This is a genomic window from Pedobacter sp. GR22-10, assembly GCF_026239715.1.
GTDB lineage: Bacteria > Bacteroidota > Bacteroidia > Sphingobacteriales > Sphingobacteriaceae > Pedobacter.
Map to the genome: position 1 here is coordinate 1 of NZ_JAPIVR010000008.1, position 24,469 is coordinate 24,469.

A 24,469-nucleotide genomic window follows, 5' to 3' on the forward strand; every position below is an offset into this window, starting at 1 on the left:
CCTCGGTGTAAACGAGGTGCTCTGAACCAGCTGAGCTAATTTCCCTTTTGTTAAAGGTCTTTATTCTTAATAAATCTTTCAAATCCTTGAAAGTTGTGTGGGAAATGAGGGGTTCGAACCCCCGACCCCCTCGGTGTAAACGAGGTGCTCTGAACCAGCTGAGCTAATTTCCCTTTCCTTTTGGGAATGCAAATATAGCGCTATAATCTTGTTTCGCAAATCTTTTTTATTTTTTTTCAGCTTAACAGGGTTTCTAAAATTTTATGCGATTGCACTTCCCCAAACGAAGCCGTATGTAAGGTATAGAAAACCAATATCTTATCCAGCAGAAAACGCCTGCGCACATTACTCATTTTTATTTCAGAAATTTTTTCCAGTGGCGTAATAAACAATAAGATGAAGCTTTCTGCATCCTCAAGCTGAAGATAATTCGCATGAACAGGCAAACGGGAAACAAATGCTCCTTCTTGTAAATCGAAGTAAACCTGATCACTCCTTTTTTTCTCATTTGGTGAAAACCCTAAAAACCGAGTTAGTTTTAATAAAAAAGAAAGATGGAAATTCGGATTAATTTCTTCCACCTCATCAAACCAGGCAATCGCATTAAAAAGATAATCAAACAGGCTTTCATCAGCCGATTGCTGGCGGATACTTTTATAAAGTACTTCGTTCAGAAAAATAACTATACTGGTCTTAACAATATCATAGGGAATGGTTTTAAATACAGGTGTTTGCCTCAACTCCGAAATCCGTTGAATATTGGTATTGGCCTTATGATAAACCACCATATCCAGAAGATGTAAAGACTGAAGCATATTCATCTTTATCTTCGCCTTCGGCTTTTTTACCCCGTTAATCAGGTAAGACTGCATTCCAAATTTATCCGTAAGCACCTGAACAATTACACTGGTTTCGCTGTAACTGGTGGTTTTTAAAACTATGCCTCTTACTTTGTGCAACATCTTATGGAATCATTTTTTCAAAAGTATGCTATTTGTGCAAATTTAATTGCCCTAAAAGTGATTACGATTTGTAAATAAGATTAGTTTTGTCGTTATCATTAAAATTAAACCAGTCAACACATGTGGGAAAAGCTATCAAGGTTTATTCTTCAGAACCGTATCGCCATTATTGTCTTTTTTTTATTAGGAACAGCTTTCATGGCCTATCAGGCCAAAAATGTAAAACTCTCTTACACGGGAAGTAAGATTTTACCTGTTACCGATAGCGCATTTATCAAATACAACGCATTTAAAAAAACCTTTGGCGAAGATGGCAGCGTAATGGTTGTCGGAATCCAATCACCTGACATATTTAAGAAGGAAATCTATAACCAGTGGGTTCAACTATCTAACGATATCCAAAAATTAAAAGGCATCAAACAAGTCTTATCATCCGGTCGGATTTTTCAATTGGAAAAAGATACTGTAAATCAGAAATTCACCTTAAAAGCAATTCCAGGTGGATTGGTTACGACCGATGCGGAAATGGATTCCATCAAAAATACCCTATATAATACACCATTTTTTGAAGGTCTTGTTTACAATAAACAGAATGCCACGCTAATGGCCATTACTTTCGATACAAAAATATTAAATACGGCTGCGCGAAATCCTATATTAAAACAGATTGAGGAAAAAGCAAAGACCTTTCAGAAAAAAACCGGCATCCAGGTTCATATTTCAGGTTTGCCATACATCCGGACTGCCGTAAGTAAATTGGTAAGCAATGAGTTTGTGCTCTTTCTGGGCTTATCTATTTTGGTTTCAGCAGCAATTCTCCTGTTCTTTTTCAAAAGGTTTTATGCCGTATTTTTCCCTATCCTGGTGGTTATCATGGGCGTGATCTGGAGCATCGGAACACTGGTTTTATTTGGATTTGAACTTACCATTTTAACGGGATTAATCCCACCACTTATCGTGATCATTGGCATTCCAAACAGCATTTTACTGTTAAATAAATACCAGAATGAATTGAGAAAAGATGGAGATAAACAGCGGGCTTTAAGCATTACCATCGAAAAAATTGCGGTGACTACACTCATCGCGAATATTACGGCGGCAATTGGTTTTGGTGTGCTCTATTTTACAGGAAGTGAATTATTGATGCAATTTGGCAGCGTGGCATCCCTTAATGTGATGACCACCTGGTTCATGTGCCTGTGTTTAATTCCGATTATTTTCAGCTACCTGCCCGCACCGAAATTAAAAGCACAAACACACGTTGAGGAAGGTTTTCTCCATAAATTATTAATTAAAACCGACCACCTGGTTCAACAGCGAAGCAGCCTGATTTACCTGGCCACCATCGTGATCTCCATTATTGCTATTATTGGGGTATTTAAAATTAATGTAAATGGCTACGTGGTTGATGATTTGCCTAAAAATTCCGAGATCTTAACCGATTTAAAGTTTTTTGAGAAAAATTTTGAAGGAATTTTGCCTTTAGAAGTAAGTGTTGATACGAAGAAAAAGAATGGTGTATTTAATTTAATCAACTTAAAAAGAATGGAGAAAATGGAAAAAATGATTTCCGCCTACCCAGAGTTCTCCCGGTCTATTTCAGTTAATATGGGTTTAAAATATGCTACTCAGGCTTTTTACAACAATGATTCAACGTTTTTCCGATTACCAGATAACCTGGAGAAAAACTTCATTTTGGCATATATTGCTAATGGTGGAAAAGGAAATTCAAATTTACTAACCAATTTTATCAGTAAAGGCAATCAAAGCACCAGAATCAGTTTTCAAATGGCTGATGTAGGCTCCAAACGCCTCGATGCTATCATGGCTGAATTAAAGCCCCGTATTGATAGTATTTTACCACCAAATAAATTTGATGTGGAGCTTACTGGCTCAAGCGTAATTTTTTCGAAAGGAACAGATTATATGCTGAAACATCTTTTTGAAAGCATTGGCTTGGCAATTATTTTGATTTCACTTTTACGTTTAGCGCAATTTAAGAGCTTAGGCATTATGTTTATTTCATTGCTTCCAAACATCGTTCCTTTAATTATTACCGCCGGAATCATGGGTTACTTTGACATTTCATTAAAGCCATCAACAATTCTGATTTTTACCATCGCATTCGGACTGGCTTCTGATCAAACCATCTATTTCCTTACCCGTTATCAGCAAGAAATCAACCTGACCAATTTTTCTGTTCCGAGAGTGATTAAAGATACCATCACCGAAACCGGCGTGAGCATGACGCATATTGCGCTGATTCTCTTTTTTGGATTTGGAATTTTCACAGCTTCCACCTTTGGAGGAACCGTAATTTTAGGCCTGTTGCTGTCTATCACCTTATTTGTGGCATTGCTATTTAACCTCACCTTATTGCCGGCATTGGTTTTATGGCTGGATAAAAAGAAGGTGAGAAAAGATTTAAATCCATAAAATTTTAATCCTTATTGTTTTTTTCTTCTTCCTCATCAACAGGCACTTCTACGGTAGGGTCAGTGATAATTTCTGCATTTCCATCCCGGTCTTTTTTGGCAAAAAGTATTGGGTATAACATCCATAATGCACCTATCATCACTAAAATACCGGCAATAATTTGCAGATATCTGGCACCCTCCACATCATATGCATCTAATGTGCGATAAAGTATATAGGAAATCACGCCTGCAATCAATACCAGAACGGCTTTTTGTAGTTTTAATAATTTTATCATCAGAACTTAAATTTGAATCGATATTATAAATAGAACAGAAATTATTCCTGTTGGTTCTAAAAGTTACTAAAATAAACAAATCTAACTTCGTTTATTTTAAAGCACTTGTTGATGTAACAATGAAGGTTTCTGATGCTAATGAACATCATGCATAAAGAATATTAAGCCATTTTGCATTAAAGTATTTACATCAAAACTACCAAATTTGAGTGAAAAACTTTAACTTTGCATCCTTAATTTTTTGAGGTACTTGATTGATGTATAGCGAATTTAAACAATTGGAACTGGCCAAAATAGGACAGGAAATACTGGATTTCTGGAAAAAGGAAAACATCTTTGAGAAGAGCATTTCTTCCCGTCCGAAATCTAATCCGTTTACCTTTTACGAAGGTCCGCCGTCTGCCAATGGCATGCCGGGGATTCACCACGTAATGGCACGTGCAATTAAAGATATTTTTTGTCGCTATAAAACCCTAAAGGGCTATCAGGTAAAACGTAAAGGCGGTTGGGATACGCATGGTTTACCAATTGAACTTGCCGTAGAAAAAAAATTAGGAATCACTAAAGAAGATATTGGCAAAAAAATCAGTGTTGATGATTATAATGCAGCCTGTAAAGAAGAGGTGATGCGTTATACTGATGTTTGGAACGACCTGACCGAAAAAATGGGTTATTGGGTTGATCTTGAAAATCCGTACATCACATATGAAAATAATTATATTGAAACCCTTTGGTGGATCTTAAAGCAACTTTACAATAAAGGATTTTTATACAAGGGTTACACCGTTCAGCCTTATTCGCCTGCTGCGGGAACAGGTTTAAGTTCGCATGAGCTAAACCAGCCAGGTACGTATAAAGATGTAAGCGACACTACAATTGTGGCGCAGTTTAAGGTCATTAATGAAACATTACCAGAGGCTTTAAAGGCTTTTGGCACCATTCACTTTTTAGCCTGGACCACTACGCCATGGACTTTACCAAGTAATACAGCATTAACGGTAGGACCGAAAATTGATTACGTCCTGGTTAAAACGTTCAATCAATATACCTTTGAACCTATTCAGGTCATTTTAGCTAAAGCACTGGTAGGGAAACAATTTGCCGGAAAATACTTTTTATCAGAAAGTGAGGAAGACTTTAACAACTTCAAAGCTGACGATAAAAAAATCCCCTATACCATTTTAGGAGAATTTGCTGGGTCGGATTTAGTAGGTATAAAATACGAGCAATTATTGCCTTATGCATTGCCATACCAAAATGCTGAAAATGCTTTCCGCGTCATATCAGGAGATTTCGTCACCACCGAAGATGGTACGGGTATTGTGCACACGGCACCTACTTTTGGTGCTGATGATGCGCGTGTAGCCAAACTGGCTACTCCGGAAATACCGCCTATGCTGGTATTGGATGAAAAAGGCAATGCTGTTCCATTAGTGGATTTACAGGGAAAATTTATCGCTTCTTTAGGTGGCAATTATGGCGGTAAATACGTTAAGAACGAATACTATAAAGATGGCGAGGCTCCAGAAAGATCTGTTGATGTAGAGTTGGCCATCCAGCTGAAAGAAGAAAACAAAGCTTTCAAGGTAGAAAAATACGTCCACACCTATCCACACTGCTGGAGAACGGATAAACCAGTTTTATACTATCCATTAGACAGCTGGTTCATCAAAACCACCGCTGTAAAAGACAAAATGGTGGAACTGAACAAAACCATCAACTGGAAACCAGAATCTACCGGAACAGGTCGTTTTGGCAACTGGTTGGAAAATCTGGTTGACTGGAATTTATCCCGCTCCCGTTATTGGGGAACTCCTCTACCCATCTGGCGCACCGCCGATGGCCTGGAAGAGAAATGTATCGGTTCTATCTCGGAATTAAACATTGAAATCGCAAAATCTATTGAAGCTGGCTTGATGCCTGCAGGTTTTGAGTTGAAAGATATGCACCGCCCATATGTTGATGACGTGATTCTAACTTCATCAACAGGTGAAAAAATGATGCGCGAAACCGACCTGATCGACGTTTGGTTTGATAGCGGTGCCATGCCTTATGCACAATGGCATTTCCCTTTCGAAAATAAAGATGAATTTGCAAATGCTTATGCTGCCGATTTCATAGCAGAAGGTGTTGACCAAACCAGAGGCTGGTTCTTTACTTTACATGCCCTTGCCGTAATGTTAAGTGAAGCCAGTGATGAAATTAAGGAAGTAAATGCTAAAACTGGTAATCCGGGTGTTGCTTTTAAAAATGTAGTTTCAAATGGATTGGTCCTTGATAAAAACGGCAACAAAATGTCTAAACGATTAGGCAATGCAGTTGATCCGTTCAGTACTATCGAAACCTACAGTGCCGATGCAACACGCTGGTACATGATCAGCAATGCATCCCCATGGGATAACCTGAAATTCAGTTTGGAAGGATTGGATGAAGTGCGCCGGAAATTCTTTGGTACACTGTATAATACTTATGCCTTTTTTGCTTTATATGCCAACATCGATAAATTTGAGATCGACAAAAATAACCTGAGCAAAGTAGCAGAAAGAACAGAGTTAGACCGTTGGATTTTATCGCTGTTGCAAAACCTGATCAGCGAAGTAGATGAGGCTTATAATACTTATGAGCCTACCAAAGCATCAAGAGCTATCCAAACTTTTGTAGATGAGCATTTAAGCAACTGGTACATCAGGTTAAGCCGCCGCCGTTTCTGGAAGGGTGAAATGACAGATGATAAACGTGCTGCTTATGAAACACTTTACACCTGTTTGGAAACTTTGTCGCAATTAATGAGCCCCGTAGCTCCATTCTTTGCAGATTGGCTGTACAGAAACCTGACCGTTACGGACGCATACGCAGAACAATCGGTGCATTTAACCTTATGGAATGAAGCAGACCAAAGTTTGATTGATCATGATTTAAATGAACGTATGGTTTACGCCCAGAATATTTCTTCGATGGTTTTATCGTTGCGTAAAAAATCAAGCATCAATGTTCGTCAGCCATTAGCGAAAATCTTAATCCCATCTTTAAATGGAGATTTCGAGCGTAAAATATCAAAAGTTGCTGATTATATCCTTTCTGAAACCAATGTAAAGCATATCGAATTCATTACCGATACGCATGGCATTGTGAAGAAAAAGTTAAAGCCTAACTTTAAATCCTTAGGTAAAAAAGTTGGTAAGGATATGAGCATCGTAAAAGCGGCTTTAGAAAACATGACCCAGGATGATATCCAGCGTCTGGAGGTTGATGGTTACCTGAATGTCTTTGGAAGTGATAATATTCAGCATGCGATCGATTTAAATGATGATGTGGAAGTTTTTGCTGAAGATATTCCGGGCTGGCAGGTGACCAACATGGGCAACTTGACAGTAGCTTTAGATGTGACGATTTCTGAAGAGTTGAAACATGAAGGACTCTCGCGTGAACTGGTCAATAGAATCCAGAATTTACGCAAGGAATTAAACTTTGAAGTAACGGACCGGATTAAAGTGTCTTTACAAAATGATAACCTTATTGCTATAGCAGTTGCTAAAAACAAGGCCTACATTTGCGCTGAAATTTTGGCCGATGAATTTGAATTGACGGATACTGGCTTAGCTGAAAACAAAATCACTATAGATGATGTTGAATTAAGCATTTCAGTAACTAAAATATAAATCCATATATTAGAAAACTAAATTAAAAACATGGAAAACAGTAACAAAACACGCTACTCAGACAGTGAACTTCAGGAATTTAAAGAGCTTATTCAAGATAAATTACGCAGTTCTAAAGAAGAACTTAATGCCTTAACTTCATCTTTGAGCAATCCTAATGCAAATGGCACTGAAGATACTTCCGGAGCCTATAAAACGTTGGAAGATGGTTCTGCAACAATGGAGAAGGAACAAATCAATCAGTTGGCTGCCCGTCAGAAAAAATTTATTGATAACCTGGAGAATGCATTGGTTAGAATTGAAAATAAAACTTATGGTATTTGCCGTGAAACTGGCAAATTAATTCAGAAAGAACGTCTACGCGCAGTTCCTCATGCTACTTTGAGCATGGAAGCCAAATTAAAACAAAGTTAATGAAAGGCTATACAAAACCTTTACTTCTTATCTTTCTGGTTTTACTTGCCGACCAGGTATTAAAAACCTGGATTAAAACCAACATGTATCTCGGCCAGGAGTTTAATATTATAGGTAAATGGTTCATTATCCATTTTACTGAAAATAATGGAATGGCCTTCGGTATGGAGTTTGGTGGAGAATTTGGTAAGCTAGCCTTATCATTGTTCCGCATTGCTGCCGTTGCTGGTATCGGATATGGACTTCATTATTTAATTAAGCATAAATACCACCGGGGTTTAATCTTAAATGTTGCACTGATTTTTGCTGGTGCTGTAGGAAATATCATCGACTCGGTTTTTTATGGAAAAATTTATGGCTACGAAACGTGGTTCCATGGCAGAGTGGTAGATATGCTTTATTTTCCAATCGCTGAAGGACACTTCCCGAGCTGGATTCCGATTTGGGGAGGAGATGAATTCATCTTCTTCAGACCCGTTTTTAACCTTGCAGATGCTGCGATTTCAGTCGGAGTGATTCTCATCCTGATCTTTCAGAAAAACTACTTTAAAGAAGATGTGAAGGATGAAGTAAGTATTAACAGTGAGATTGTGGAAGATTAAGCAAATTAAGATTGTTAATTTACAGCTTACAATTGAAAACTATCGTAGGGATAGTAATAGCTTTAAATAATTACAGGCCCGTTTCTTTACCGAAATGGGCTTTTTTGTTTATTGATTAAGTCGACAACTTTAATACCACAATAGAAAAGAATTTGTCAACTTTAAATCCAGAAAGGGTGCCCAAAAATGATAAATTTTCTTAACCTGTCTTATTTAAAAGCAGGAAATCCAAAGCAACAAAGTGCTTATCAGGTTTTAACCAAAAATAGCATACTGGAGAAACTGGCGGAGTTTACACCTGTTTTGGTTGGAACCATACCAATCAACATCGACATTCAAAACAGTGATTTAGACATCATTTGCGATGTTCAGGATAAAGAAAAATTTAAGCATACTTTGCTAACTCATTTTCAAGGAGAGAGGGGCTTTAGCATTTCTGAAAACCAAGCCTTAAACGCGCTTAAGGTAAATTTCTTTTTAGAAGATTTTGAAATCGAAATCTTTGGTCAGAATATTCCTGCTACTGAACAAAATGCCTATCGCCATATGGTAATCGAACATCAATTACTGCTGGAAAATGGTGAGGAGTTCAGACTAAAAATCATTGATTTAAAAAAGCAGGGTTACAAAACGGAACCGGCCTTTGCAAAGTTGCTGGGTTTGAGTGGAAATGCTTATGAAGCACTTCTAAACTTGTGCTAAACGGACCTGAGCTTATGTTAAACATGAGTAATTTCTTAAAGATTCGTGAAGTTGTACCTATTACAACGGCAATTGTATTGACATGGCATTTAAAAGCTCGGTTACCTCAATAAAAAAGCCTTCGATTGAAAAAAATCGAAGGCTTCTCGTATATATCAATTCCCTTTGAAGGAATTAAGGATTAAACACCCAATAATAACCTGGCTGGATCTTCCAATAGTTGTTTCACCCGAACCAGAAAACCTACAGACTCACGTCCGTCGATAATTCTATGGTCATAAGATAACGCAACATACATCATTGGACGAATCACCACCTCACCTTTTTCAGCAACCGGACGCTCCACAATATTGTGCATACCTAAAATAGCAGATTGTGGGGCATTAATAATTGGAGTTGACATCATTGAACCAAATACACCACCATTGGTGATGGTAAAAGTTCCACCAGTCATTTCTTCGATGGTTAATTTACTATCGCGTGCTTTCAAGGCCAAGGTTAAAACTGATTTCTCAATTTCTGCAAGCGACATACTTTCAGCGTTGCGGATAACCGGAACAACTAAACCTTTTGGAGCGGAAACAGCAATAGAGATATCAGCAAAATCGTTATAAATCAACTCTTCACCTTCAATGCGACCATTTACAGCCGGAAATTCTTTTAATGCTACGGTAACCGCTTTAGTGAAAAAACTCATAAAGCCTAAGCCTACACCAAATTTTTCTTTAAACTGATCTTTATATTTTCCACGTAAATCCATAATCGGCTTCATGTTCACCTCATTGAAAGTGGTTAACATGGCCGTTTCATTTTTAACTGCAACCAAACGTTTTGCAACGGTTCTGCGCAAAGGAGACATTTTCTCACGACGCTCAGCACGTGCACCTGCAGGAGTAGCAGCAACGGGCGTAGCAGCAGCTTTAGGCGCTTCCGGTTTTTTACCAGCTTCCGCTTTTACCGCGTCATCTTTAGTAATGCGACCATCAACACCTGTACCTTTTACAGCAGCAGTATCAATCCCTTTTTCTGCAAGTATTTTTCCCGCAGCAGGAGAAGGTGTTCCGCTAGCATAAGAGTCTTTATTCACCTGTTGTGAGCCTTCAGTCTTTGTTGCTTCTGCAGCTGGCGCAGGTGCATCAGCTTTAGGGCTTTCACCTTCCTGCTTAGGACTGGCAGCAGCACCACCATCTTCAATATTACAAACAACTGCGCCAATGGCTAATGTATCACCTTCAGCGGCTATGGTTTTTAAAGTTCCAGCTTGTTCTGCGGTCAATTCGAAAGTAGCTTTGTCTGATTCTAACTCCGCAATAACTTCGTCCATCTCCACAACATCGCCATCGTTCTTTATCCAACGTGATAAAACAACTTCTGTTATCGACTCACCAACCGGTGGAACTTTGATCTCTAAACTCATATTTTTAAAATTGTAATTTTTGTTGTTATCTGTTTTAAGATTGAAAGTTGGGATGTTTTAAACATACAACCTTCAACCTTATACTTTTTTACCTTAAACCTTAGTCAGCTTCAGCTAATTTTTTACTGGCCTTTTTTGTTTCATCTTTAACTTCTTCTTCCTTTACAGAAACCTCTAAAGCCTTCGCTAAAATATAGGTTTGTTGGTTGGCATGTTGTTTAGCGAAACCTGTTGCGGTACTACTGCTCTCTTTTCTTGAAATCACATCAATACCTTTTAAGCTTGTTTTGTACAATTTGCGGAACAGATATGGCCATGCCCCCATGTTTTCTGGTTCTTCCTGTACCCAGAAAATTTCGTTTGCATTTTTATATTTTGCCTTGATGGCTTCCATCTGATCAACTGGTGTTGGGTATAATTGCTCTACACGAACAATAGCAACATGTTTTACCTGATCAGTTTGCTGTTTTTCCAATAGTTCGTAATAAATCTTACCACTACAGAAAACAATACGGGTGACCTCATCTACCTTTACATTTACATCATCAATCACCTCTTTAAATCCACCATCAGTAAACGCTTCTAATTTAGAAACACAAGATGGATGACGCAATAAGCTTTTTGGAGAGAAAACTACTAAAGGTTTCCGGAAATCGCGTTTAAACTGGCGACGTAGTACGTGGAAAAAGTTAGCAGGAGTAGTACAATTAACCACCTGCATGTTATAATCAGCACAAAGCTCCATAAAACGCTCGATACGTGCTGATGAATGCTCAGGTCCCTGCCCTTCGTAACCATGTGGCAATAACATGACTAAACCATTTTCACGTTGCCATTTGGTTTCTGCACTGGCAATATATTGATCGACTACAATTTGTGCGCCGTTAAAGAAATCGCCAAACTGTGCCTCCCAGATGGTTAAAGCATTAGGATTAGCCATTGCATAGCCGTACTCAAAACCTAAAACACCATATTCTGATAAGTGGGAATTATAAATATCAAATGGTGCCTGCTGATCTGAAATGTTTGCCAATGGTACATATTCTTCCTCACTATCTTCAAGCGTTAAAACTGCATGACGGTGTGAAAAAGTACCACGCTCAACATCCTGACCACTTAAACGAACACGCTTGCCTTCTGATAACAAAGTACCATAAGCCAGTTGCTCGCCCATTGCCCAATCGAAAACATGGGTTTCATTAACCATCTTTGTACGTTCAGCAAAAAGTTTTTCAATTTTTTTGAAGAATTTTTTATCTGATGGTAAAGTAGTGATGCGTTTACCTATTTCCAGTAAGGTTGATTTTTTTACCGCCGTAACAGGAGAGGTTTCGAAATCTTTTGGTGTCGCCATCCGCAAATCTGCCCATGCACCACCAAATTTAACTTCATCCTTACTTGCAACAAATTCTTTGGCTTCGTTTAAGCGTTCCTGTAAAATACCACGGAAATCTTTTTCCATTTCCTTGGCCAGTCCAGCTTCCAGTTTACCTTCTTTAGTTAATTGTTCAATATAAATTTCCCTTGGGTTAGGGTGTTTTTCGATGGTTTTATACAACAGAGGCTGTGTAAATTTAGGTTCATCAGATTCATTGTGCCCGAAACGACGGTAACATAAAATATCAATAAACACATCGTTCTTGTATTTCTGACGATATTCCATCGCCAGATTAATGGCGTAAACCAAAGCTTCAGGATCATCACCATTTACATGAAAAACTGGTGACAACGTTACTTTAGCAATATCCGTACAGTATGTGCTCGTACGTGCATCTTTATAATTGGTGGTAAAGCCGATCTGGTTATTAATGACCAGATGAATGGTTCCACCTGTTTTATAACCTTCGAGGCCTGCCATCTGAATCACTTCATATACAATTCCCTGGCCGGCTACTGAAGCATCACCATGAATTAAAATAGGTGCCAAACGGCTGTTATCGCCACCATATTTAAAATCAATTTTTGAGCGGCTCATGCCTTCTACCACACCGTCAACGGTTTCCAGGTGTGATGGGTTTGGGCAAAGACTTAAGTGTACACTTTTTCCGGTAACGGTAGTAACATCTGTAGAGTAACCTAAGTGATATTTTACGTCACCTCCAAATGGGGTGTCAGGATTATAGCTTTTGCCTTCAAATTCAGCAAAAATATCTTTATACGTTTTTTGCATGATGTTCGCCAGTACGTTCAAACGACCGCGGTGCGCCATACCAATTACAAATTCTTCAATTCCTAAATCTGCACCTTTTTCAATAACAGAATCCAATGCCGGAATTAAAGCCTCTGCGCCTTCTAAAGAAAAACGTTTTTGTCCTAAAAATTTAGTCCCAAGAAAGTTTTCAAAACTTACCGCCTCATTTAATTTTTTCAGAATACGCTTCTTCTCATCAATAGAGAAACTTGGCGTATTACGGGCACTTTCCATCTTTTGCTGAATCCAGTTCAGCACTTCCGGTGTACGTAAAAATTTATATTCTGCCCCAATAGAGCTGGTGTAAGTTTGTTTTAGAAAAGCAACAATATCTTTTAATTTTGCTGCGCCAATCCCGATTTCAACCCCTGAATTGAAAACTGTTTCCAGATCGGCATCAGAAAGGCCAAAGTTTGAAAGATCTAAAGTTGGTAAATGCTTGCGTCTTTCGCGAACAGGATTGGTATGTGTAAATAAGTGACCACGGCTTCTGTATCCGTCAATCAGGTTTAAAACACTAACCTCTTTTAAGAACTGTTCAGGGGTTTCTACGTTAATGGCTGAAGTTTCAGCACTCCGCCCGAAATCGAAACCTTCAAAAAACTTTTGCCAACCAAACTCAACTGATTCAGGATCTTGCTGATACGATTGATATAAAGAATCTACATATTCGGCGTTAGCGCCGTTGAGATAAGATAAACTATCCATTATTAACTGATTACTATAAGCATTACAAAATTAGAATTTTACCTTATATAAATGGCAAAAAACTGGATTAATTGCACAAAAAAATATATTTAGAAACATTCTGACATTCAGCAAAATTAACGCTGGATGAATTAAAGAAATTTTTAGTTAAAGCATAAAGCAAAACCCAGGCCAGTATTCGCAATTGAATGAGAGAATGAAAAATGAATGAGTGAGTGAGGGAATGAATGAATAAGTGATAGAATGATTAAATGACGTGAACAAAGAACCATTCAATAATTCAATCATTCTATCACTCATTCTCTCAATAATTATTGAATTCAATCATCCTATTCCGAAGCCCAGGTTAAAGCATAATTCCCTTTGGGATCTAAGTTTTTAATATTTTTATCCAGGTCAAATACACTTTTTGATTTCTGGTCATTGCCTACACCTGCAACATTTGCCCAGTTGCCCCAGTTACTTGCCGGGTTATAATCAATCAATTTTTCTTCAAAATATGCAGCTCCAAAAACCCAGCTCACTTCCAAATTATTAATCAGGTAAAGTGCAGCTGTCTGTCTCGCAATATTGGAGATAAAACCAGTTTGGTTTAATTCTGTCATTACTGCATCTACAACAGCAAAGCCAGTCTGGCCGCCTCGCCATTTATTAAAATTTTCCTGTTCATTTTCTACGTCCACCAAACCCTGGCTTCCAAAACCATTTGGATTAAAAAAGGTATTGCCATATTTTTTGAACATAAAACGAAAATAATCCCGCCAGAGTAACCCCAGTAAAATGTGGTTAAACATAGCCTTGGTATTGGGCATCCCTTCCATTTTTTTTATTTCCCAATACACCTTACGGGGAGATAAGCAACCCATAGCCAGCCAGGCGGAAAGTTTAGAAACTAAAATCAGATTTTTGGTGGTTGCTGCTTGCTGCATGGCTACAATAACCTTTTGTAAATGCACTAATCCTGCAGATTCACCACCCGCAAATTCGAAATCTGAACGCTGATCTTGTTGCTGCTGAGACAATCCCAATTCTTCCAGAGAAGGTAAAGTTCCCCAGTCAATTACCTCTGCAACGTTAATCCGGTCGGGAGAAGGAAAGCAGGGTTTGATCATGGAATCACGTTCAATCTTTTTCTTAAACTGGTTAAAAGCGTCAGGAATATCTTTGATGGGGAAGGGTAAATCTTCCTTATTGTATAAGGTGTGACCGATAAAATGCTTGAGGTTGATGCGTAATTTCCAAAGGGCATTTTCTACCAGCGTAGAAACATGGGTTTCTTCTCTAGCCACTTCCCTGTGGTGATACACTTCAGAAATTTCATATTCCTGAATCAACTGAGGGATGAGCTCTTCCGGGCTGCCTGTCGCAATTAACAAATTCCCCCCAATCTGCTTCAGCGCACTTCTTAATCCGAGTACACTTTCTAATAAAAACTGTGCCCTGACACTGCCCGTTTTCAGTGTACCGTACTTGGTTTCTCCGAACTGACGGGGATCTAAAATATAAACAGGTAAAATTGAATCTGACTTAGCAATTGCCTCCACCAGCAATTCATTATCATGCAAACGAAGATCATTTCTAAACCATACTAAAATTTTTTTGGACATCTTTTATTGGAAATGAAATTAAGCGGACGAACACAAATTTATCTTATTTTTTTCTGGCATCAAAAACCTGCCAAATTCTTTACACACAGTAAACAATATACATACACAGTTATGGAATATAGGCAAATTACTCATCTTCAATTTAAATATTGAATTATACACACCCATAAACCTGAAAAATGAAACGAATTTTAATCACCCTGTTATTGCCATTAAGTGTTTTTGCGCAGCAACAAATTAAAACCAAAGCCAATTTAGAAAGTGTAACGGTTTACAATAACGGGGCACAACTTACACACTCCGGAACAATTAATCTTCCTTCCGGAACATCCGAAATCGTGATCAATAACATCTCCGGGCGGGTGAATGAAAATTCTATTCAGGTAGGTGTTTCTTCAGGTGTAACCATTTTATCCGTTCAGTTTAACCGAGATTTCCTGAACACTGATGCTGCAAATCCCACAGTTAAGTTATTAAGTGATAGTGTAAAATTAATCAGTGCGGCATTAATGAAGACGAAAAATTCAAAAACCATTGAAGAGCAAACATTGGCTTTATTGGATGAAAACAGAAAATCAGGCGGCACGGCTTCGGGAACCAATGTGACTGAATTGATGAAACTGGCAGAATATTACAGAGCTAAAAATGCTGAAGTGAGGAATGCAATAGCTACCCTGAGCGTTACCGAAGAAAAACAAAGCCAAAAACTAGATGCTTTACAGCAACAGATTGCCGCTTTAAGAAATAATCCAGACCAGCAGCTTGGTCAGTTGGTTTTGCAACTTATGGCGAAAACCAATACAGATGCCAATTATAACATATCGTATATTACACCAAATGCAAGTTGGTTAGCCAGTTACGATATTAAATCCACCAGCACAGCTAAACCGCTGGGTATCGTTTATAAAGCCGCAATTACCCAAAACACAGGTTTAAACTGGAAAAAAGTGAAACTTTCTTTATCCACCGGAAACCCGAATTATAATATTACTGCACCAACTTTAAACCCCTGGTTTGTATCTACTTACACTCAAACGCAAAAAGCATTAATGGGTAGAGCAGCAGGTTTAGAAGTTGCCGATAATAGCCTTCATGAAATTGTGGTAAGGGGATCTAATTCTTTAGCAAAACAAGCCATGCCCGCACCTTCCACCGTAAACAACTATACATCCGTGAATGAAACTCAACTGGGTGTAACGTTTGATATTGATATTCCTTATGATGTCAACAGTGATCATAAACCACATACAGTTTCATTTAAAGAATATGAAGTACCAGCGAGGTATAAATATTATGCCGCACCAAAACTAAGTACTGATGCCTACTTACTGGCTGACGTGGTTAACTGGGAAAAATTAAATCTCCAGGCTGGAAATGCCAATATTATTTTTGAAGGCACTTATACCGGAAAATCTTACATTAACCCTGCAAATATTCAGGATACGCTAAGCCTGAGCATGGGTAAGGACAAAAAAATTATCATCACGAAAGAGAAGCAGGAAGATTTTAGCAGCACTAAATTTATCGGGTCTAACAAAAAGCAGTTGTTTACCTATCTCATCAAAATCAGAAATACCAAAAAAGAAGCGATTGATTTATCATTAAAAGATCAATACCCCTTATCAACCGAAAGTGATATTGAAATTGAATTATTGGATAGTTCAGGAGCTGAAGTAAATAAGGAAACCGGATTACTTACCTGGCAGTTAAAAATTGCACCCAATGAAACCAAAACCATTAAGTTAAGCTATACGGTGAAAGCTCCAAAAAATAAAGTTATTGCTGGTTTGTAACTTTTAGTCTTTAGCCTTAAAAAAAACCCTTTCGCATGTTTGGTGTTTTAAAACCATGGCAAAAAAGATTCTGATTACAGGCGCTACCGGACTTGTAGGAACTGCACTCAAAAAACACCTGTTAGCGCAGGGTTATGAGGTCAATACACTATCCCGTAAAGAAAGTGATGATCCAAATAATTTTACCTGGGATGTATACAAAGGAGAAATTGATACCCAATGCTTAACTGGTGTTGATGCCATTATCCATTTAGCAGGAGAACCGGTAGCCGAGAAAAAATGGACCAAAGAACGAAAAAAACAAATTATTGATAGTCGGGTAAAATCAACTCAATTAATATATAAGGCTATACAGTCTAATCCTGACCATCAAATAAAATCTTTTATCTCCGCATCAGCTGTTGGTTTTTACGGAGATTGTGGCGATGAGATTTTAACTGAAGAAAGTCAGAATGGTTACGGCTTCCTGGCAGAATGTTGTAAACTGTGGGAAGATGCTGTAGATGAAGGTAAAAAACTGAGTTTACGCATTGTAAAACTTCGTACAGGTATTGTTTTCAGTACCAAAGGCGGTGCTTTACCTCAGCTTGACAAACCTGTGCGTTTATTTGCAGGTGCTGCCTTAGGAACCGGCAAACAGTGGACACCCTGGCTGCATATTGATGATATGGTAGCAATGTATGTTTATGCATTGGAAAACTTCAACATGGAAAGCAGCTATAATGCCTGTGCCCCGTTTCCGGTTACCAATGAAGGATTAACCAAAGCGATTGCCAAGCATTTACATCGGCCATTCTGGCCGGTTAAAGTTCCAAGAAAAGCAATAGAATTATTAATGGGTGAGCGTACAGAAGCCGTAATGATGAGCAACAATACCGCTGCACAGAAAATTTTAGATGCAGGATTTAAATTTAAATTTACCCATTTAGATGATGCATTGGCAAATCTATACCAACATAAATAGCCTAAAAAAAGCCGATAGCATAATTTCAAATAGATGAAGAAAACAATTAGTATTTTTTGGTTCCGCCGTGATTTACGCCTGGAAGATAATGCCGCTTTATACCATGCGCTGAAAGGCGCCCATGCGGTTCTGCCACTTTTCATTTTTGATCAAAATATTTTAGATCAACTGGCAAAGGATGACGCCCGGATTACCTTTATTTATCAGACTATTGAAGATTTAAAGACCACACTTCAAAAACAAGGATCGGATGTATTGGTGAAATATGGCAAGCCTGAAAAAGTATGGCCGGAGGTATTAAAAGAATATGATGTTGCTGAAGTATACACCAACCATGATTATGAACCATATGCCCGCGAGCGGGATGATAACATGGCGGAGTTTTTAAGGAGTGAAAATATTGAATTTAAGACTTATAAAGATCAGGTGATTTTTGAAAAGGGTGAGATTTTAAAAGCAGATCAAACACCCTATACAGTCTTCACGCCATTTTATAAACAGTGGCAAGCCAAACTGAATGAATTTTACACAAAAGCCTATCCCACTAAAAAATATATTAAAAACCTGCTGGAAACCAAACACCTGCCTTTACCCAGCCTGAAGGAAATGGGTTTTGAAAAAAGTAAGCTGCAATTCCCGAAAATTGAATATAAAAGTAAACTGGATGATTATGCCAAAAAGCGGGATTATCCGGCTATCGCCGGAACTACCCGTATTGGCTTACATTTGCGCTTTGGAACCATCAGCATTCGCAAATTGGTTAAAGATGCCGTAGCTGCAAAATCCAATGTCTGGTTATCAGAACTGGCCTGGCGCGAGTTTTACATGATGATTTTGTGGCATTTCCCTTATTCGGCTCATGATTCTTTTAAAAAACAATACGATAAAATAAAATGGCGCAACAATGAAGAGGAATTTAAAGCCTGGTGTGAAGGAAATACAGGATATCCAATTGTTGATGCGGGGATGAGGCAACTTAATACAATCGGCTGGATGCACAACCGGGTGCGCATGGTAACCGCAAGCTTTCTCTCCAAACACTTGCTGATTGACTGGCGATGGGGAGAAGCTTATTTTGCAGGTAAACTATTGGATTATGAAATGGCGAGTAATGTGGGTGGCTGGCAATGGGCAGCAGGCTCCGGTAATGATGCAGCACCTTATTTCAGAGTCTTTAATCCTGAACTACAAACCAAGCGTTTCGATCCTAAATTTGAATATATCAAGAAGTGGGTGCCAGAATTTGATACCAAAAAATATGCCCAACCAATAGTTGAGCATAAATTTGCAAGGGAAAGGGTTTTAAAAGTTTTTAAAGAGGCGTTAAATTAACTGTAAATGTTGAATAATTAGTATACTTGCTGCAGTAAAACAAAGAGTTTTAATTCACTATTTTTAATTGATAGAAAATAAAGGTGCATTAGGTACACCACCTGAATAAAAACGACCTGCCCCCTTTAGTGTACTCATTAAATAGCCTACTTTTGATCCCAAATCAACAATAATTGGTCCAGTCGCGCTCCCAACGCTGTAGTAGGGTAAGTTAAAATTAATATTTTCGGTTAGCATTGGTGGATTAGCTATAGAATAATTATAGTTTAGATTGCTGAAATAATAGTCAGTTTCGTTTGTTCTCCAACCTCCAAATGTTCTTTTTAGTTCTTGTCTTGAAGTAAAATAATATCTTATGATTGGGGTAATATTATTGTTTGTTTCCGAATCTGTTCTTGGTGTAGAGTCAGCCCATAAATCAACAAATAATCTTCTTTTACCATCTTCATTGTAATACAGTTGAGAAGAGATAACTGAAGTAGATGTAGGTCCATTTACTGGTGTACCAGCTAATATTCTATTCTTAATTGATAGATTTTGTACATAAATATTTTTTGAACTATCTGTCTTTTTAATATTCTCAAGTTCAAGTTCTGATTTTTTTTGCCCAACATATGATATTATCTTCCCTTTTTTGTTATATACAATCATCATATCTCCTATCTTAACTTCACCATTAATATTCGTAAACAAAGCCGAAAGTGGTGTACCAAATTTATAGCTAATTGAGCTATCAGCTTTTATTTCTACTAAACCGCTATATTTTGTTTGAAATTTCTTAAATGATAAATCATCATTCAAATTCGAGAATTCCTTTTCAACCTCTAAATAAAATTCTTTATATGATTTAAAGCCTTCAGAATTTTTAATGACTAATGGATGTGTACCATTTGCTTTTAGTAAAATATTAATTAATGAATCGAAAGTTTTCTGATCCCTAAACTTTAAATATCCATTTTCAACAGTAACTGCGTTCGATGAAGTTTTTTTAGCTACATCTTCTCTATTTGCATCCTTTTTACAGGAGAACAACGAAATCATGCTAAATGATAGTAGTATTAATAAGCCTAAATTTTTGTTTTTTTTCATATGTATCTTGTATTTTTTTCCTTACTAACCCAAACATACAAATAAAAAGCAAGCTATTAAATAATTAATCATACGATATATCTTTATATCGGAGCTATTATTTTATAATCAAAAAAAATGCCCAACCAATAGTTGAGCATAGATTTGCATAGGAAAGGGTTTTAAAAGTTTTTAAGGAAGCCCTGGCTAATTCGTAACGCTTACGATTTCAATATCGAAATCTAAAACGCTATTTGGTGAAATTGACACATCAGTTCTTGCTTTATAAGCATAAGCAGAGGGTATAAACATTCTTAATTTTGTACCCACTTTAAACTTAGGTATAATCGTTTTCCACCCTTGGATCACTCCAGTAGCTTCAGCAAATCCTGTTGAAAAAGTACCATCAGAATTCGAATCAAAAACAGTACCGTCTAAAGTTCGTGCTGTATATTTAATCACGGCAGTACTTTTCTCCACATCAGCAATCGCATCACCAGCGCCAACGGTATTCACAATATAGTAGATGCCACTTGGGTCTTTTGTTGCAGTTAAGCCTTTAGATGTTAAATAAGTAGTAATTCTATTATCATCTAATAATGCTTGCTTTTGATATGGATAGGTCGTTACAATGAGGTCTATTAATTCATTTGAAGGAATAGTTCCGGCACCATTCTTTCCAAATGCCAAATACGACGGCAATAAAATACGAGCTACTCCTCCTGGTTTAAGTGAAAGTATTGCAGTTCTAATTGCTGGAATATCATAACTACCATTATGGGTGGAGGTAGCCAGTGAAGAATTAGTTAGAACGTTCGTATAACCAACAAGATTATTCAAATTAGCAACTAATGGAGACTGCAGATAAGTTGTTCCGTTTGTTAAAGATTTAACTGTTAAATTATAAAATACAGAATCTGCCGTTCTAAAGTTAGAACCTGTTCCGGCTGTAATGACTTGATAATAAAACCCCGTTTTATCAGGATCCTGGATCATGGAACTTGTTAAATTATTTTTAGCGATATAAGATTGAAGAGTAGCTCCATCAATCGTTTCAATGGAGTCGTATTCTTTTTTGCAGGCGCTGAAAAGTACTGTAGCCAATAAACCTAAGCAAAGGCCAAGTTTGGTAAATTTGTTCATTTAATTTGTAACTTCTGTAAGTGTGATATTAAAATCGAGTATAGCATTTGCAGGGATACTCGCTCCCTGTGCCCTATTTCCATAAGCATAATAGGAAGGTATAATCAATCTGATTTTTCCTCCTTTTTGGATTTTTTGAATTCCTATCTGCCATCCGGCGATTACCCGGCCTAAGGCAAATGTAATTGGTGTGCCTTTAGATGCGTCGAATATAGTACCGTTCAGTAATCTGCCCACATAATCTGCTGTAATCTGAGTATTTGTAGTATAGGCTACACTACCTGTTCCCGGTTCAATTACCTGATAAAAAACGCCCGACGGATCCTTTATTGCCGGAATATTATTGGTCTTGATAAAGGCCCTGATAGCCGTGGTATCTGCCGCAAACTGGGGTAAGGGATCATACGTTTCGAATGCCTCATTTTTTTTACAGGCTGCAAAACAACCTATAAGGCATACCAACAATATTAAATATTTGAATTTAAGCATCATTGGCAAAAATAAGCTTTTAATATGGATGCAACAATTTTTAACCAATTTTAACAAAAAGCGGCGTTGAAAGACTAAACTGAAAATACACTATCGAAAAATGAGCATATAATACACCGCTAAACCAGGGTGTAGCATGTCTTGATTGTCTTTTTGCATTGGATCTGTTTTAATCTGCTTATCGCTCAGTCTTTAAGCTTTCAATTTTTGGCCTTTAAGCTTATTGCGTATTGGAAAGTTGTATGGTAAAATCAAGAACCGAATTCCCTGGAATGGAGCCTGCAGCATTGCCTCCATATCCGAGACCTGGCGGAATAATCAACCTGATCTCACCACCTTTCTGAATTTTTGGAATGCCGATTTGCCAGCCCTGAATCAATTGTGAAAGTACAAAAGTTTGCTCTTTTCCTCCTCCATTGTCAAAAACACTACCATCTAACAACCGGCCTTCATATTTAATGATAATCCGGGTATTGGCAGGATAAGTAAAGCTTCCTGTACCAGGCTTGATAATTTGATAATATAAACCAGAGGCATCTTTTGTTGCTGGAATATTATTTTTAGCAATAAAATCAGTGATCTGCTTATCTGTATCTTCATCTTTTTTACAAGACGAAATTGCAATAACAACAAGCAGCATAAAAAAAGTAAAGTATTTCATTTTAATCATTTCCAAAAATAGGCTTTCGAATTCCTATTCGCAATTAATTTTATTGATCATCCTTTTACTACTTTGCAAAAGTAAAGAACATAAAAAAAGGTTTAAGATTCTGGCACATACACCCGAATCTTAAACCTTCATAACTTTAACCTTTATGGCTAAAAGATGTACTTATTGGCTTCGATTAACTGCTGCGCTACCCGCTGACGGGCATCCTTCACATTGAAAGGTTCTACTTTGGTAAACCTGCGAAGCCCAACCAACATCATCCTTTGCTCATCACCTTCTGCAAAGGCCCAAAGTGCTTCTTTACCTGCTTTAGCTACACCATCAACTGCTTCAACCATATAAATCCGGAGTAAATCTAACTGACCAGCTGCGGCTTCCTCGCCCCTGGTTGCTACTAATTTTTCTGTTCTAAGCAAAGCAGATTCCAGCACATAAACATAGCCTGCCATGTCAGCAATATTCATCAGAATTTCCTGTTCTTTGCTTAAAGTCATCATGAGTTTTTGAACGGCCGCACCAGCAACCATTAAAGTCGCTTTTTTAAGATTAGCTAAAACTTTCTTCTCCGCAGCGAATAAAGTCGTGTCTTCTTCGCCGAAATCAGGGATGCTCATTAATTCGGCTGCCACGGCTGTAGCCGGGCCCATCAAATCAAGTTCTCCCTTCATGGCCCGCTTCAACATCATGTCAACCGTTAACAGGCGGTTAATTTCATTCGTTCCTTCAAAAATCCGGTTGATCCGGGCATCGCGATAGGCTCTATCCATTGGTGCATCGGCACTAAAGCCCATCCCACCATAAATCTGAACGCCTTCATCAACTGTATAATCCAGTGCTTCAGAGCCCCAAACTTTTAAAATCGCACATTCAACCGCAAACTGCTCTACTGATTTTAACCTCGCTTTACCAGATTCCATTCCCCCGGCAACCAATTGATCATAAGTATCATCTATATTTTGTCCGGCCCTGTAATTTGCCGCATCAACGGCATATAATTTTGATGCAATCTCAGCAATTTTGAAGCGAATGGCTCCGTATTTTGAAATGGGGCGGCCAAACTGACTGCGTTCATTCGAGTAATTAATAGCTGTATTTAATGTTGCTTTAGAAGCCCCGATTGCCGCTGCCGATAACTTAATCCGGCCGATGTTTAAAATGTTTACAGCAATTTTGAACCCATTTTCCCGGTCGCTCAGCATGTTCTCAACAGGCACAGGACAATCATTAAAGAAAACCTGGCGGGTTGATGAACCCTTGATTCCCATCTTATGCTCTTCAGGATTCATGGTGATGCCACCGAAATCTTTCTCTACGATAAATGCGGTTAGATTTTTATCATCATCTATCTTGGCAAAAACAATAAAAATGTCTGCAAAACCACCATTGGTAATCCACATTTTTTGTCCGTTTATCGTATAATGTTTTCCATCATCACTCAATTTTGCTTTTGTTTTACCGGAATTTGCATCCGATCCTGAATTGGGTTCCGTTAAGCAATAAGCGGCTTTCCACTCACCAGATCCTAATTTCGGAATATATTTCGCTTTTTGTTCTTCATTACCATAATAGAGGATAGGCAAAGTTCCGATACCTGTATGTGCTGAAAGTGCCACAGCAAAAGAGTGACCGGCACCAACCACATCAGCAACCAACATGGAAGTGTTAAAGTTCTTGCCAAAACCGCCGTATTCTTCCGGAACAGAGACGCCAAGAATACCTAATTCACCCGCTTTAGTCAGCAATGCTGGCATTAATTCAGGGTCTTCCTGCTTATCGATTTTATCTAAATTCGGATAAACTTCTGCCTCCAGAAAATCGCGACACGTTTGCGCAATCATCTGTTGTTCTTCATCAAATTCTTCAGGGATAAATACATCCTGATAAACGGTTTCTTTTATCAAGAATTCGCCGCCTTTAATCGTTTTTTTTTCAGTTGTTTCCATTGTTATGAGATTTGAGAAATGAGATTTGAGATGTGAGACCAGCTCAACTCAAAGTCAATTCATAATATTTCAAGATGTGAGATAGGAGACAT

The 24,469-nt window shown here is 38.0% G+C and carries 18 protein-coding genes and 1 tRNA gene; 8 read left to right on the forward strand and 11 right to left on the reverse strand.

The window, feature by feature from the left end:
• Positions 1–98: 98 nt before the first annotated feature.
• Positions 99–173, reverse strand: a tRNA-Val gene (locus OQX64_RS21505).
• 63 nt (positions 174–236) lie between these two features.
• Positions 237–962 (reverse strand): DNA repair protein RecO, encoded by a 726-nt coding sequence (gene recO / locus OQX64_RS21510; RefSeq protein WP_265820304.1) that lies wholly within the window; start codon positions 960–962, stop codon positions 237–239.
• A gap of 120 nt (positions 963–1,082) precedes the next feature.
• Between recO and OQX64_RS21515 the strand changes: the two genes are divergently transcribed.
• Positions 1,083–3,398: an efflux RND transporter permease subunit gene (locus OQX64_RS21515; protein WP_265820305.1), complete on the forward strand. Its 2,316-nt coding sequence runs from the start codon at positions 1,083–1,085 to the stop codon at positions 3,396–3,398.
• Positions 3,399–3,402: 4 nt separating this feature from the next.
• Here OQX64_RS21515 and OQX64_RS21520 read toward each other — a convergent pair whose 3' ends face one another.
• Positions 3,403–3,675 carry an isoleucyl-tRNA synthetase gene (locus OQX64_RS21520; protein WP_088302276.1) on the reverse strand — a complete coding sequence of 91 codons (273 nt, stop codon included), beginning with the start codon at positions 3,673–3,675 and terminating at the stop codon, positions 3,403–3,405.
• 257 nt (positions 3,676–3,932) lie between these two features.
• On the opposite strand from OQX64_RS21520, the gene ileS reads away from it, so the two are divergent.
• The 4 genes from ileS (at position 3,933) to OQX64_RS21540 (ending at position 9,052) form a co-directional block, all read left to right on the forward strand.
• Positions 3,933–7,334: an isoleucine--tRNA ligase gene (gene ileS / locus OQX64_RS21525; RefSeq protein WP_265820306.1), complete on the forward strand. Its 3,402-nt coding sequence runs from the start codon at positions 3,933–3,935 to the stop codon at positions 7,332–7,334.
• A 30-nt stretch (positions 7,335–7,364) separates the two neighbouring features.
• Positions 7,365–7,748, forward strand: a complete 384-nt coding sequence (locus OQX64_RS21530) for a TraR/DksA family transcriptional regulator (protein ID WP_029286865.1) — start codon at positions 7,365–7,367, stop codon at positions 7,746–7,748.
• Positions 7,748–8,350: a lipoprotein signal peptidase gene (locus OQX64_RS21535; RefSeq protein ID WP_088302274.1), complete on the forward strand. Its 603-nt coding sequence runs from the start codon at positions 7,748–7,750 to the stop codon at positions 8,348–8,350. Before OQX64_RS21530 ends, OQX64_RS21535 begins: the two co-directional genes overlap by 1 nt.
• Before the next feature lie 186 nt (positions 8,351–8,536).
• Entirely contained in the window at positions 8,537–9,052 is a 516-nt protein-coding gene (locus tag OQX64_RS21540) for a DUF4269 domain-containing protein (RefSeq protein ID WP_265820307.1), read from the forward strand.
• A 181-nt stretch (positions 9,053–9,233) separates the two neighbouring features.
• Here the strand turns inward: OQX64_RS21540 and odhB are convergent, their stop codons facing one another.
• The 3 genes from odhB to OQX64_RS21555 form a co-directional block, all read right to left on the reverse strand.
• Positions 9,234–10,469, reverse strand: coding sequence for a 2-oxoglutarate dehydrogenase complex dihydrolipoyllysine-residue succinyltransferase (gene odhB / locus OQX64_RS21545; protein WP_265820308.1), 1,236 nt, complete (start codon positions 10,467–10,469; stop codon positions 9,234–9,236).
• 100 nt (positions 10,470–10,569) lie between these two features.
• Positions 10,570–13,368: a 2-oxoglutarate dehydrogenase E1 component gene (locus tag OQX64_RS21550; RefSeq protein ID WP_265820309.1), complete on the reverse strand. Its 2,799-nt coding sequence runs from the start codon at positions 13,366–13,368 to the stop codon at positions 10,570–10,572.
• 329 nt (positions 13,369–13,697) lie between these two features.
• Positions 13,698–14,975: a DASH family cryptochrome gene (locus tag OQX64_RS21555; RefSeq protein WP_265820310.1), complete on the reverse strand. Its 1,278-nt coding sequence runs from the start codon at positions 14,973–14,975 to the stop codon at positions 13,698–13,700.
• 179 nt (positions 14,976–15,154) lie between these two features.
• On the opposite strand from OQX64_RS21555, the gene OQX64_RS21560 reads away from it, so the two are divergent.
• From OQX64_RS21560 to OQX64_RS21570, 3 genes are read left to right on the forward strand one after another with little or no spacing between them, the layout of a single operon-like run.
• Entirely contained in the window at positions 15,155–16,768 is a 1,614-nt protein-coding gene (locus OQX64_RS21560) for a DUF4139 domain-containing protein (protein WP_265820311.1), read from the forward strand.
• A gap of 55 nt (positions 16,769–16,823) precedes the next feature.
• A complete protein-coding gene (locus OQX64_RS21565) occupies positions 16,824–17,732 on the forward strand; it encodes a TIGR01777 family oxidoreductase (RefSeq protein ID WP_265820312.1) in 909 nt (302 codons plus the stop codon).
• Positions 17,733–17,765: 33 nt separating this feature from the next.
• Entirely contained in the window at positions 17,766–19,064 is a 1,299-nt protein-coding gene (locus OQX64_RS21570) for a cryptochrome/photolyase family protein (RefSeq protein ID WP_265820313.1), read from the forward strand.
• A 63-nt stretch (positions 19,065–19,127) separates the two neighbouring features.
• On the opposite strand, the gene OQX64_RS21575 is transcribed toward OQX64_RS21570, so the two are convergent.
• From OQX64_RS21575 to OQX64_RS21595, 5 genes are all read right to left on the reverse strand, one after another.
• The gene (locus OQX64_RS21575; protein WP_265820314.1) at positions 19,128–20,153 is read right to left on the reverse strand and encodes a hypothetical protein; all 1,026 of its coding nucleotides are present in this window, start codon (positions 20,151–20,153) and stop codon (positions 19,128–19,130) included.
• Positions 20,154–20,339: 186 nt separating this feature from the next.
• Entirely contained in the window at positions 20,340–21,275 is a 936-nt protein-coding gene (locus tag OQX64_RS21580) for an FKBP-type peptidyl-prolyl cis-trans isomerase (protein ID WP_265820315.1), read from the reverse strand.
• Complete coding sequence (locus OQX64_RS21585) at positions 21,276–21,767, reverse strand: FKBP-type peptidyl-prolyl cis-trans isomerase (protein WP_265820316.1); 492 nt, start codon at positions 21,765–21,767, stop codon at positions 21,276–21,278.
• A 217-nt stretch (positions 21,768–21,984) separates the two neighbouring features.
• Entirely contained in the window at positions 21,985–22,425 is a 441-nt protein-coding gene (locus OQX64_RS21590; RefSeq protein WP_265820317.1) for an FKBP-type peptidyl-prolyl cis-trans isomerase, read from the reverse strand.
• Between the two features lie 158 nt (positions 22,426–22,583).
• Positions 22,584–24,377, reverse strand: a complete 1,794-nt coding sequence (locus tag OQX64_RS21595) for an acyl-CoA dehydrogenase family protein (protein ID WP_265820318.1) — start codon at positions 24,375–24,377, stop codon at positions 22,584–22,586.
• Between the last annotated feature and the right edge of the window lie 92 nt (positions 24,378–24,469).

Bases quoted from the DNA above. Each gene is read 5' to 3' on its own strand.
- OQX64_RS21555 (WP_265820310.1), bottom strand. From the start codon at position 14,975: ATGTCCAAAAAAATTTTAGTATGGTTTAGAAATGATCTTCGTTTGCAT.
- OQX64_RS21580 (WP_265820315.1), bottom strand. From the start codon at position 21,275: ATGAACAAATTTACCAAACTTGGCCTTTGCTTAGGTTTATTGGCTACA.
- OQX64_RS21585 (WP_265820316.1), bottom strand. From the start codon at position 21,767: ATGATGCTTAAATTCAAATATTTAATATTGTTGGTATGCCTTATAGGT.
- OQX64_RS21550 (WP_265820309.1), bottom strand. From the start codon at position 13,368: ATGGATAGTTTATCTTATCTCAACGGCGCTAACGCCGAATATGTAGAT.
- OQX64_RS21575 (WP_265820314.1), bottom strand. From the start codon at position 20,153: ATGAAAAAAAACAAAAATTTAGGCTTATTAATACTACTATCATTTAGC.
- OQX64_RS21530 (WP_029286865.1), top strand. From the start codon at position 7,365: ATGGAAAACAGTAACAAAACACGCTACTCAGACAGTGAACTTCAGGAA.
- odhB (WP_265820308.1), bottom strand. From the start codon at position 10,469: ATGAGTTTAGAGATCAAAGTTCCACCGGTTGGTGAGTCGATAACAGAA.
- OQX64_RS21595 (WP_265820318.1), bottom strand. From the start codon at position 24,377: ATGGAAACAACTGAAAAAAAAACGATTAAAGGCGGCGAATTCTTGATA.
- OQX64_RS21520 (WP_088302276.1), bottom strand. From the start codon at position 3,675: ATGATAAAATTATTAAAACTACAAAAAGCCGTTCTGGTATTGATTGCA.
- OQX64_RS21560 (WP_265820311.1), top strand. From the start codon at position 15,155: ATGAAACGAATTTTAATCACCCTGTTATTGCCATTAAGTGTTTTTGCG.
- recO (WP_265820304.1), bottom strand. From the start codon at position 962: ATGTTGCACAAAGTAAGAGGCATAGTTTTAAAAACCACCAGTTACAGC.
- ileS (WP_265820306.1), top strand. From the start codon at position 3,933: ATGTATAGCGAATTTAAACAATTGGAACTGGCCAAAATAGGACAGGAA.
- OQX64_RS21540 (WP_265820307.1), top strand. From the start codon at position 8,537: ATGATAAATTTTCTTAACCTGTCTTATTTAAAAGCAGGAAATCCAAAG.
- OQX64_RS21590 (WP_265820317.1), bottom strand. From the start codon at position 22,425: ATGAAATACTTTACTTTTTTTATGCTGCTTGTTGTTATTGCAATTTCG.
- OQX64_RS21535 (WP_088302274.1), top strand. From the start codon at position 7,748: ATGAAAGGCTATACAAAACCTTTACTTCTTATCTTTCTGGTTTTACTT.
- OQX64_RS21570 (WP_265820313.1), top strand. From the start codon at position 17,766: ATGAAGAAAACAATTAGTATTTTTTGGTTCCGCCGTGATTTACGCCTG.
- OQX64_RS21515 (WP_265820305.1), top strand. From the start codon at position 1,083: ATGTGGGAAAAGCTATCAAGGTTTATTCTTCAGAACCGTATCGCCATT.
- OQX64_RS21565 (WP_265820312.1), top strand. From the start codon at position 16,824: ATGGCAAAAAAGATTCTGATTACAGGCGCTACCGGACTTGTAGGAACT.